8 protein-coding genes are annotated in these 9,318 nt (G+C 75.1%); 1 reads left to right on the top strand and 7 read right to left on the bottom strand.

Translation table 11 applies throughout. The features are described from left to right. The 6 genes from ACFV0G_RS27555 to ACFV0G_RS27580 form a co-directional block, all read right to left on the bottom strand. Positions 1-1,388, bottom strand: a 1,388-nt coding sequence (locus tag ACFV0G_RS27555; protein WP_380553519.1) for an MFS transporter, incomplete at its 3' end; no start/stop codon positions are given. Positions 1,389-1,578: 190 nt separating this feature from the next. After that, a complete protein-coding gene (locus tag ACFV0G_RS27560; RefSeq protein WP_380553522.1) occupies positions 1,579-2,685 on the bottom strand; it encodes a PLP-dependent cysteine synthase family protein in 1,107 nt (368 codons plus the stop codon). Between the two features lie 187 nt (positions 2,686-2,872). After that, positions 2,873-5,437 carry an ABC transporter permease gene (locus ACFV0G_RS27565; RefSeq protein ID WP_380553525.1) on the bottom strand — a complete coding sequence of 855 codons (2,565 nt, stop codon included), beginning with the start codon at positions 5,435-5,437 and terminating at the stop codon, positions 2,873-2,875. Further along, positions 5,434-6,288, bottom strand: a complete 855-nt coding sequence (locus ACFV0G_RS27570) for an ABC transporter ATP-binding protein (protein ID WP_380553541.1) — start codon at positions 6,286-6,288, stop codon at positions 5,434-5,436. Before ACFV0G_RS27570 ends, ACFV0G_RS27565 begins: the two co-directional genes overlap by 4 nt. A gap of 8 nt (positions 6,289-6,296) precedes the next feature. Then, positions 6,297-6,578, bottom strand: a complete 282-nt coding sequence (locus ACFV0G_RS27575; protein ID WP_380553528.1) for an SHOCT domain-containing protein — start codon at positions 6,576-6,578, stop codon at positions 6,297-6,299. 224 nt (positions 6,579-6,802) lie between these two features. Beyond that, positions 6,803-7,318, bottom strand: a complete 516-nt coding sequence (locus ACFV0G_RS27580; RefSeq protein ID WP_380553531.1) for a MarR family winged helix-turn-helix transcriptional regulator — start codon at positions 7,316-7,318, stop codon at positions 6,803-6,805. A gap of 71 nt (positions 7,319-7,389) precedes the next feature. Here ACFV0G_RS27580 and ACFV0G_RS27585 point away from each other — a divergent pair, with 71 nt between their 5' ends. Continuing rightward, positions 7,390-7,812, top strand: a complete 423-nt coding sequence (locus tag ACFV0G_RS27585; RefSeq protein WP_380553535.1) for a VOC family protein — start codon at positions 7,390-7,392, stop codon at positions 7,810-7,812. 412 nt (positions 7,813-8,224) lie between these two features. Here the strand turns inward: ACFV0G_RS27585 and ACFV0G_RS27590 are convergent, their stop codons facing one another. Then, positions 8,225-8,887, bottom strand: a complete 663-nt coding sequence (locus tag ACFV0G_RS27590) for a response regulator (RefSeq protein ID WP_380553538.1) — start codon at positions 8,885-8,887, stop codon at positions 8,225-8,227. Positions 8,888-9,318: the final 431 nt, after the last annotated feature.

Here is a 9,318-nt window from a genome sequence, read left to right on the forward strand (position 1 = left end):
GAGTTACTGATCTCCGCCACCGGGGTCGTCCCCCGGCGGGCGCCGCCCGGGCCGGCGGCGTCCAGTGCGTCCGGCAGCGAGCGGGCCGCCGAGTCGGGCAGGCCCGGCGGGAGCGACACCGCGAATCCGGCGGTGAGCACGGCGCCGAGGACCGCGACGCCCAGCGAGTTGCCCAGCTCGCCGAGGGTGCCCATCAGGCCCGAGCCGACGCCGGCGCGCTCCGGCGGGATGGACGTCATCACCGCGCCTGCCATGGCGGGCTGGGCGCAGGCGACGCCGGCGCCCATCAGCACCAGGCCGAGCAGGATGCCCGGGTAGGACCCGCCGCGGCCGAGCACGGCGATCGCCGCGAGGCCCGCGGCGAGCAGCCCCAGCCCGGTGCCGACCGCCACCGGCGGGCGCAGCCGCGCGGTGAGCCGCATGCCGGTGCCGGTGAGGTTGAGGACGACGACGGTGAGGGCCATCGGCGCCGTCCGCAGGCCGGCCGCCAGCGGGCCGTAGCCGAGCACGAACTGCAGGTGCTGGGTGAGCAGGAAGAGCGAGCCGCCCATGCCGAAGCTCACCAGCACCCCGCCGGAGACCGCGCCGCGGAACCGCGGACTGCGGAAGAAGGCCAGGTCGAGCAGCGGGTGCTCGATCCGGCGCTCCCACAGGGCGAAGGCCAGCAGGAACAGCAGGCCGAGGCCGCCGGCCAGCAGGATGCGCGGCGCCGTCCAGCCCTGGCCCGGGCCCTGGATGACCGCGTACACCAGGGCGACCAGGCCGGCGGTGGAGAGCACGGCACCCGGCAGGTCGGGGCGGTCACCGCGCGGGTCCTTGGACTCGGGGACCAGGCGCGCCACCGCGATCAGGGCGAGGGCGGCGATCGGCAGGTTGACGAGGAAGACCGAGCCCCACCAGAAGTGCGCCAGCAGGGCGCCGCCGACCACCGGGCCGAGCGCGATGCCCAGGGAGGCGACGGCCGTCCAGGCGGTGATCGCCCTGGGCTGCTCCTCGGCGTCGAAGGTGCGCACGACGATGGCGAGGCTGGTGGCCAGCAGGAGGCCGCCACCCACGCCCATGCCCGCGCGGGCCGCGATCAGCCCGCCGGGGCCGTCGGCGAACGCGGCCGCGGCCGAGCCGAGCCCGAACAGCGCCAGCCCGAGCAGCTGCACCTTCTTGCGCCCGTACCGGTCGGCGAGGCCGCCGGCCGCGATGAGCACGCCCGCCTGGGCCAGCGAGTACGCACCGATGACCCACTGGGTCTGCGCGGTGCTCGCACCGAGCTCCTCGCCGAGTGAGGGCACGGCCACGTTGAGGATGGTGTTGTCCAGCACCACCGTGAGCTGTGCGAGACAGATGACCGCGAGGATCACCCACCGGTCCGGCCTGCGATCGGTCGCCGGCATTCCCCACCCCTTTTCCCGTACACCGTAGAAGTCTTGTACAGCGTAGAGGGGAGCTCGGGAGCGCGCCACGCGTTTTCCGCCTGCGCCCCTCCGTCGTGCGAACGCCGAACGCCCGCCCCGGTGCATGCCGGGACGGGCGCGGAGCGGGCGGAGCGGAGCCCGCGGCCAGGTCAGGTCAGGCCAGGTCAGGTCAGGTCAGGGTGAGCCGGCCGCCGTCGAGGAAGTCCTCCAACTCGGTCCGGTACGGCGCGATGTCGATGCCCTGCCCGGCCAGCCAGGCGTCCGAGTGGTACTTGTCGAGGTAGCGGTCGCCCGGGTCGCAGATGAGGGTGACGACGCTGCCGCGCTCACCGGAGGCGCGCATCTCGGCGACGATCCGCAGTGCGCTCCACAGCCCGGTGCCGGTGGAGGCCCCGACCTTCCGGCCGAGGGCGACCTCCAGGACGCGGACCGCGGCGATCGAGGCCGCGTCCGGCACCTTCATCATCCGGTCGACGGCGCCCGGCACGAAGCTCGGCTCCATCCGCGGCCGGCCGATGCCCTCGATCCGCGAACCGCTGGCGCAGGTCGCCTCCGGGTCGTGGTTGACCCAGCCGTCGAAGAAGCAGGAGTTCTCCGGGTCGGCGACGCAGATCCGGGTGTCGTACTGCATGTAGTGCACATAGCGGGCGATGGTCGCGGACGTGCCGCCGGTGCCCGCGGTGGCGACGATCCAGGCCGGCTCGGGGTGCGGCTCCAGGCGCAGCTGGGCGAAGACCGACTCGGCGATGTTGTTGTTGCCCCGCCAGTCGGTGGCCCGCTCGGCGTAGGTGAACTGGTCCATGTAGTGGCCGCCGGTCTCCTCGGCGAGCCGGGCGGAGACCTCGTAGACCTCGCAGGGGTCGTCCACCAGGTGACATCGCCCGCCGTGGAACTCGATCAGCTCGATCTTGGCGCGGCTGGTCGTCCGGGCCATCACCGCGATGAACGGGACGCCGATCAGCTTGGCGAAGTACGCCTCGGAGACCGCGGTCGAGCCGCTGGACGCCTCGATGACCGGCTTGCCCGGTCTGATCCAGCCGTTGCACAGGCCGTAGAGGAAGAGCGAGCGGGCGAGCCGGTGCTTGAGGCTGCCGGTGGGGTGGGTGGACTCGTCCTTCAGGTAGAGGTCGACCCCCCAGTCCTCGGGCAGCGGGAAGCGCAGCAGGTGGGTGTCGGCGGAGCGGTTGGCGTCCGCCTGGACCTTGCGGACGGCATCCTTCAGCCACGCCCGGTAGGCGTCGTCGGAGCGGTCCACGTCCACGGTGTGCAGGGCCATCGCTGTACTCCCTCGTCCTCGTTCAGAGCCGGGTCACCTCCACCGAGTGTAACAGGCGACTACGATAAGTGACTGTTACGCCGTCTCCAGTGAACCCTTATCGACGAGTGACGTCTCGGCGGCCCCGAGCGGGCCGGGGCCGGCGGTGGGAGCGGCCGAGCCGCCGGTCCCACCGCCGCGCCCGGTGTCAGTCGGCCGCGATCGCGCGGAGCACGTCCATCCGGGCTGCCCGCCCGGCGGGTCGCAGGCCCGCGACGGCGCCCGCCACCAGGCCGGCCAGCAGCACCACCGCGAGCCGGGCCGCGGGCAGCGCGAACGAGCCGGTGCCCGCGCTGTCCGACGCCCGGACGAGCGCCCAGCCGAGGAAGGCGCCGAGCCCGAGGCCGCCGACCGTGCCGAATGCGGCCACCAGCACCGACTCCCAGCGGACCATCGACCGCAGCTGTCCGCGGGTCTGGCCGACCGCGCGCAGCAGTCCCAGTTCGCGGGTCCGCTCGTGCACCGCGAGGGTCAGCGTGTTGGCGATGCCCAGCAGGGCGATCAGCACCGCGAGCGCCAGCAGCGCATAGACCACCGACAGCATGATGTCGACGCCGGCGGCGGCACTGGCCGCGTACTCGGCGCGGTCCTGCACCTGCGGGTTGCCGAAGCCTGCGGCGACCCGCTCGACAGCGGCCTTGCCGGCGGCGGGGGACACCCCGGGCCGCAGCTTCACCGCGACCAGGGTGTCGCTGTCCTGGACCCGGTGCGGCGCCCAGGCCCGGCGGGTCATCAGGTAGTCCCCGGCCACTCCCCCGCCCTCGTAGAGCGCGCGGACGGTGAAGGTCGTGCTGCCGTCGGCGAAGGACACCGGGACGGTGCTGCCGACCTGCCAGCCGTGGGCGCCGGCCTCCGCCCGGGAGACGGCGAGGCCGTCGGTGCCGAGCCCGGCGAGCGAACCGTCCACCCGGCCGAGGGAGACCACCCCGGCGAGCCGGTCCGGATCGGTGACGTCCACCTGGCGGCCGTGCCCGTCGATCCGGGCGACCCCCTTGCCGAGCCCGACCGCCTGCTGCACCTCGGGCAACTGTCCGACGGCAGCGGCGAGTTTCGGGCTGACCCCGCTGCCGCCGGCACCGAAGGACGGCGCCGTCACCGCGAGGTCGCCGGCGAAGGAGCGGTCCACCGTGTCGTTCAGCGTCGCCCGGAGGGAGGCGCCGAAGACGGTGAACAGGGTGACCACCGCGACCCCGACCATCAGCGCGGTCGCGGTGGCCGCCGTGCGGGTGGGGTTGCGGGCCGCGTTGCGGCGGGCGAGCGCGCCGCTCACACCGCGCACGCCGGGCAGCGGCGCGCCCAGCAGCCGGACGGCCGGGCCGGCGGCGACCGGGCCGAGCACGACCGTGCCGGCCAGCGCGGCGACGGCGCCGACCGCGGTGAGCACCACCGACGGGCCGTCGGTCGCACCGACCGCCGCCAGCGGGACACCGCCCGCCAGCAGGACGGCGCCGGCCACCACCCGGATCCGTCCGGCACGGCCGCCGGCCGCACCGTCCACCGCGGTCTCGCGCAGCGCGGCGAGCGGGGCCGTCCGGCCGGCCCGGACCGCGGGCAGCAGGGCCGAGCCCAGCGTGACGAGCACGCCGACCGCGAGCGGCAGCGCGATCGAAGCCGCGCCGATCACCATGCCGCCGGTCGGCAGGGCGAAGCCGAGAGCCGCGAAGAGGCCCTTCAGTCCGGCCGCCACACCGATCCCGCCGAGCAGGCCCGCCAGGGAGGCCAGTACCCCGACCGCCGCCGCCTCCGCGAGGGTGCCGCCCAGCACCTGTCGGCGGCCGGCCCCGAGTGCCCGCAGCAGGGCGTTCTCCCTGGTCCGCTGGGCGACCACGATGGCGAAGGTGTTGTGGATGGTGAAGGTCGCCACCAGCAGCGCAATCCCGGCGAAGACCAGCAGCAGGGTGGTGAACATGGTGAGGAATCGTCCGGAGACGTCCGCCGTGGACTCCGCGGTGGCCGCCTGCCCGGTCACCGCCTCCACGCCGGAGGGCAGTTCCGGCCGGATCCGGTCGACGAGCCCGCGCTGCGACAGCGTGTCCGAGCGCACCCGGATCGCGGACGCCTGGCCGGACCCCTTCGGCATGAGGTGGCTCTGCGCGTCCGCGAGCGTCAGCCCGGTGAACGTGGAGGGGCCCATCCCGTCGGCGTCGGCCCCGAAGGTGGCGATGCCGACGATCGTGATCCGCACCGGGTCGGGGGTGCGCAGCACCGTGGTGTCGCCGACGTGCAGCCCGCCCGCCGTGGCCGCCCCGCGGTTGATCACGGCCTCGCCGGGTGCGGTCGGCGCCCGGCCCTCGGCCAGCCGGTAGGGGTTGAGGACGGGGTCGGTCAGCCAGTTGCCGGCCAGCGTGGGCGGGCCCTGGCCGCCGACCGGTTTGCCGTTGCTCCCCACCAACTGCCCGGCCCCCTGGACCGAGGGCTCGGCCGCGCTCACCCCGGGCACCGCGCGCAGGCGGTCCGCCAGCCCCGCGTCGACCGGCGCCCGGACACCGCCGGGCACGCCCTGGGCGTCCAGGACGTCGGCGCTGCGCACCACCGCACCGGTGCCGGCGTTGGCATCGGCGAACAAGGTGTCGAAGTTGGCCCGCAGGGTGTCGCCCAGCACCATGGTGCCGGTCAGGAAGGCCACGCCCAGGAGCACGGCGAAGACCGTCCCGGCGAGGCGCCGCCGGTGGGCGAGGGCCGAGCGCAGCCCGATGCGCAGTGCGGTGCTCATACCGGACCACCCCGCTCGCCGTCCGCCCGGGCCGGAGCCTGGGCCTGGGTCTGGCTCTGGGTCTGGGCCCGGGCCTGCGCCGGAGACTGGGCCTTGGCCTGTGGACCCGGCCGCTCCGCCCGGGTGTCGAAGGCCTTCATCCGGTCGAGGACGAGGTCGGCGGTGGGCGCGCGCATGCTGTCGACGAGTCGGCCGTCGGCGAGGAACAGCACCTCGTCGGCGTGGGCGGCCGCGTTCGGGTCGTGGGTGACCATGACCACCGCCTGGCCCATGGTGTCGACGGCCTGCCGCAGCAGACCCAGCACCTCGGCGCCGGACCGGGAGTCGAGGTTGCCGGTGGGCTCGTCCGCGAAGACCACCTGGGGGCGGCCGGCGAGCGCCCGGGCGACCGCGACCCGCTGCTGCTGCCCGCCGGACAGCTCGGACGGTCGGTGCCGGAGGCGGTCGCCCAGGCCGACGACGTCGATCAGGGCATCCACCCAGGCGCGGTCGGGCTCGGTGCCGGCCAGGTCGAGCGGCAGGGTGATGTTCTCCCGGACGGTGAGTGTGGGCACCAGGTTGAAGGACTGGAACACGAACCCGATCCGCTCGCGCCGAAGCTCCGTCAGCTTGCGGTCGCTCAGGCCGCCGAGTTCGGTGGCCCCGATGTAGGCACTGCCGGCGGTCAGGGTGTCCAGACCGGCGGCGCAGTGCATCAGGGTCGACTTGCCGGAGCCCGACGGTCCCATGATGGCGGTGAAGCGGCCGGCCGGGAACTCCACCGAGACATGGTCCAGCGCCCGTACCCGGGTCTCGCCGACGCCGTAGACCTTCACCGCATCGGCGACCCGCGCGGCGGCGTGCAGTTCCACCACGACGGTCACTTGGCACCGCCCGTCCGGGGGTACTGGTCGTGCTCGGTGAGTACCGCGCGCCTCGCCCGGTACTCCTCGACGTCGATCTCGCCCCGCGCGTATCGGTCGCCGAGGGTCGCGAGCGGCCCCTGCCCGCCGTGGCCGTAGTGGGACCACGGCCCCCGCCGCCAGACCGTACGCCGCAGGATCAGGACCACCAGGACGACCGCGGCCGCCCAGAACAGCGGGATGAGCAGGATCCACGGCCCGGGCCAGTGGCCGTCCGCGTTCGCCAGCAAGGTGTCCATGACGTCCATCTCCTCGTTGCCTTCCGGGTCGCCTTCTGCGCGACACTCCGAGCCTGCCGTCGGGGGGCGGGCGGGCGCGTCGTCCGGTCAGCGGCATTGCCGGTACTCCCGGCGGAGTACGGACGCGGGTGCGAGGTGGTGGCGGGCGGCGGAGTGGTCGCCGAGGGGGCTGCGTTACGGGGAGTCAGGCGTCATGGGCGGACGGCGCTGCGGACGGGGCGGGGCTACGGGCGGGCGGTGTCCGGGGTGGGGATCGGGCCGGGGATCGGGCCGGGCGTGGGATCGGTGGCGTCCGTCCCGAGGTGGTCGAAGACGCGGCTGAGCAGGTCGGTCAGTTGGGTGCGCTCGGCGGTGGTGAGCGGGGCGAGGAGCTCGTCCTGGACCTGCTCCGCCTCCGCCTGGAGGTCAGTGAGGGCCGACCGGCCGGCAGCGGTGATCGAGACCCTGATCCGGCGGCGGTCGGCGGGGTCACGGCTGCGCTCGACCCAGCCGGCCGAGGCCAGGTCGTCGACGACCTTGGCGATGTCGCTCGGGTCCACCCCCAGCCGTGTCGACAGGGCGCGCTGGACGTGCGGCCCGAAGTCCGTGAGAGCGGCCAGCACGGCCATGTGCCACAGCCGCAGCCCTCGGCCCGCCAGGCGGTCGGCGAGCCGGCCGCGGGCCGCCTTGCCCGTCCGGGACAGCAGGTAGGTGCCGAGGCCGACCAGGCTGGGCGGGGCGAGCGTGTCCGGGGATTCCATGGGAGAAATTGTAGGTGCGTCCCTATAGTGGGTCCACACCCACTATTTTTCGAGTTGCTCGAGGAGCCCTCGTGGACGCCCTTCACCCGCGCCTGCTGGTCGACCGGTTCGCCGACGCCTTCCACTTCTACCGGGCCGTCCTCCCGGAGCTGGCGGGTGCCGAGTTGGTGAAGGGCGGCCCCGAGGGCCCGTACGCCCACTGGGACGTGGCCGGGCAGGGCGTGCTCACGCTGTTCGACCGCCGCGCGATGGCCGCGGCGCTCGGGTCGGAGGGCACGGACCAGGAGGGGCCGCGCGGAGCAGGTGTGGGTGACGGCGTGATGTTCGTCTGCCGGGTCGGGGACGTGGACGCCGGCCACGCCCTCTGCCTGCGCCACGGCGCGACCGAGGTGGCCGGGCCCGCGGACCGGCCCGCCTGGGGGCCCGGGCTGCGCACGGCACATCTGCGCGACCCGGAGGGGACGCTGATCGAGCTTCAGTCCTACCCGGGGTAGGGCACGCCGATGGGCCCGACCGCGAACGCGCGGCACCCACACCGGCAGCAGCGGCAGCGGCGGCGCCGGACCGGCACGCGCACCGGACGCCGCGGTGTCCGGCCCGGGCCCATCGGCACCGGTGGGCCCGCCCGGCCCGTCGGGCACCTCGGGCGGGAGGGGGCCCACCTGCCGGGCCAGCGCTCCGGTGGCGGCGAGCAGGACGAGGAGGGCGAGGGCAAGAGCCGCGATGCGGCGGGGAAGGCTTCGCATGACGTGAAGTCAACCCGCCCCACAACCCCGCGCCCATCCCCCCAGCACCCGTCTTCACCCTGGTGCCTGCTCCACCCCCGACCTCCGGTGCAGTGGTGGCGCCCGCTCCACCCCCGACCTCCGGTGCAGTGGTGGTGCCCGCTCCACCCGGAGCGTCGGCTCAGCCCAGCCAGCCCGGCCGGACCAGCCCCGACTCGTAGGCCAGGACCACCAGTTGGGCACGGTCCCGGGCGCCGAGCTTGGACATCGCCCGGCTGACATGGGTCTTGGCGGTGAGCGGGCTGACCACCAGCCGCCGGGCGATGTCGTCGTTGGAGAGGCCCAGCCCGACCAGGGCCAGCACCTCCCGTTCGCGCTCGGTGAGGACGTCCAGACCCACCGACTGCGGGGACTTGGACCGGGCGGCGAACTCCCCGATCAGCCGCCGGGTCACCCCCGGCGAGAGCAGGGCGTCGCCGGCCGCCGCGACCCGGACGGCCCGGAGCAGTTCGGCGGGCTCGGTGTCCTTCACCAGGAACCCCGCGGCCCCGGCGCGCAGCGCCTCGAAGACGTACTCGTCCAGCTCGAAGGTGGTGAGAACGACCACCCGGAGTCCGGTGAGCGACCGGTCGGCGCCGATCCTGCGGGTGGCCTCCAGGCCGTCCAGCCGGGGCATCCGGATGTCCATCAGCACGACGTCGGGGTGCAGTTCGGCGGCCAGCGCCACCGCCTGCGCGCCGTCGTCGGCCTCGCCGACCACCTCGATGTCGGGCTGGGCGTCGAGCAGCGCCCGGAACCCCGCCCGGACCAGCGCCTGGTCGTCCGCCAGCAGTACCCGGATCACCGCAACCTCCTCGCCCTCGCCCGCGCAGCCGTCCGCGCCGTCATCCCCGCTCCGGTCCGGTTCCGGCGTCCCCGGCACCGGCGTCCCCGGGAGAACCGGCATGCCCGGCAGAACCAGCGTGCCCGGCACCGGTGTCGCCGGTGCCCCCGGTGCCGCCGTTCACGATGCCGCCGTCAACGGCGCCGCCCCGGATCGGCAGCCGGGCCCGCACGCGGAACCCGGTGCCGCGCGGCCCGGCCTCCAGGGTGCCGCCCACGGCGGCCACCCGTTCCCGCATGCCGACGAGGCCCGCACCCGCTCCCCCGGATCCCCCCCCGGCCCGGCCGGGGGGTGCGGCCGGGGGCTGCGCCCGGGCCGGGGCCCCACCCCAGCCCCCCGCCGGGGCCCCGCCCGCGGCCCGCGGCGGGGCCCGGGACGGCGTGCGGATGCTG

Origin of the sequence: Kitasatospora sp. NPDC059571, assembly GCF_042735675.1 — a bacterium.
GTDB lineage: Bacteria > Actinomycetota > Actinomycetes > Streptomycetales > Streptomycetaceae > Kitasatospora.

Bases quoted from the DNA above. Each gene is read 5' to 3' on its own strand.
- ACFV0G_RS27565 (WP_380553525.1), bottom strand. From the start codon at position 5,437: ATGAGCACCGCACTGCGCATCGGGCTGCGCTCGGCCCTCGCCCACCGG.
- ACFV0G_RS27580 (WP_380553531.1), bottom strand. From the start codon at position 7,318: ATGGAATCCCCGGACACGCTCGCCCCGCCCAGCCTGGTCGGCCTCGGC.
- ACFV0G_RS27560 (WP_380553522.1), bottom strand. From the start codon at position 2,685: ATGGCCCTGCACACCGTGGACGTGGACCGCTCCGACGACGCCTACCGG.
- ACFV0G_RS27575 (WP_380553528.1), bottom strand. From the start codon at position 6,578: ATGGACACCTTGCTGGCGAACGCGGACGGCCACTGGCCCGGGCCGTGG.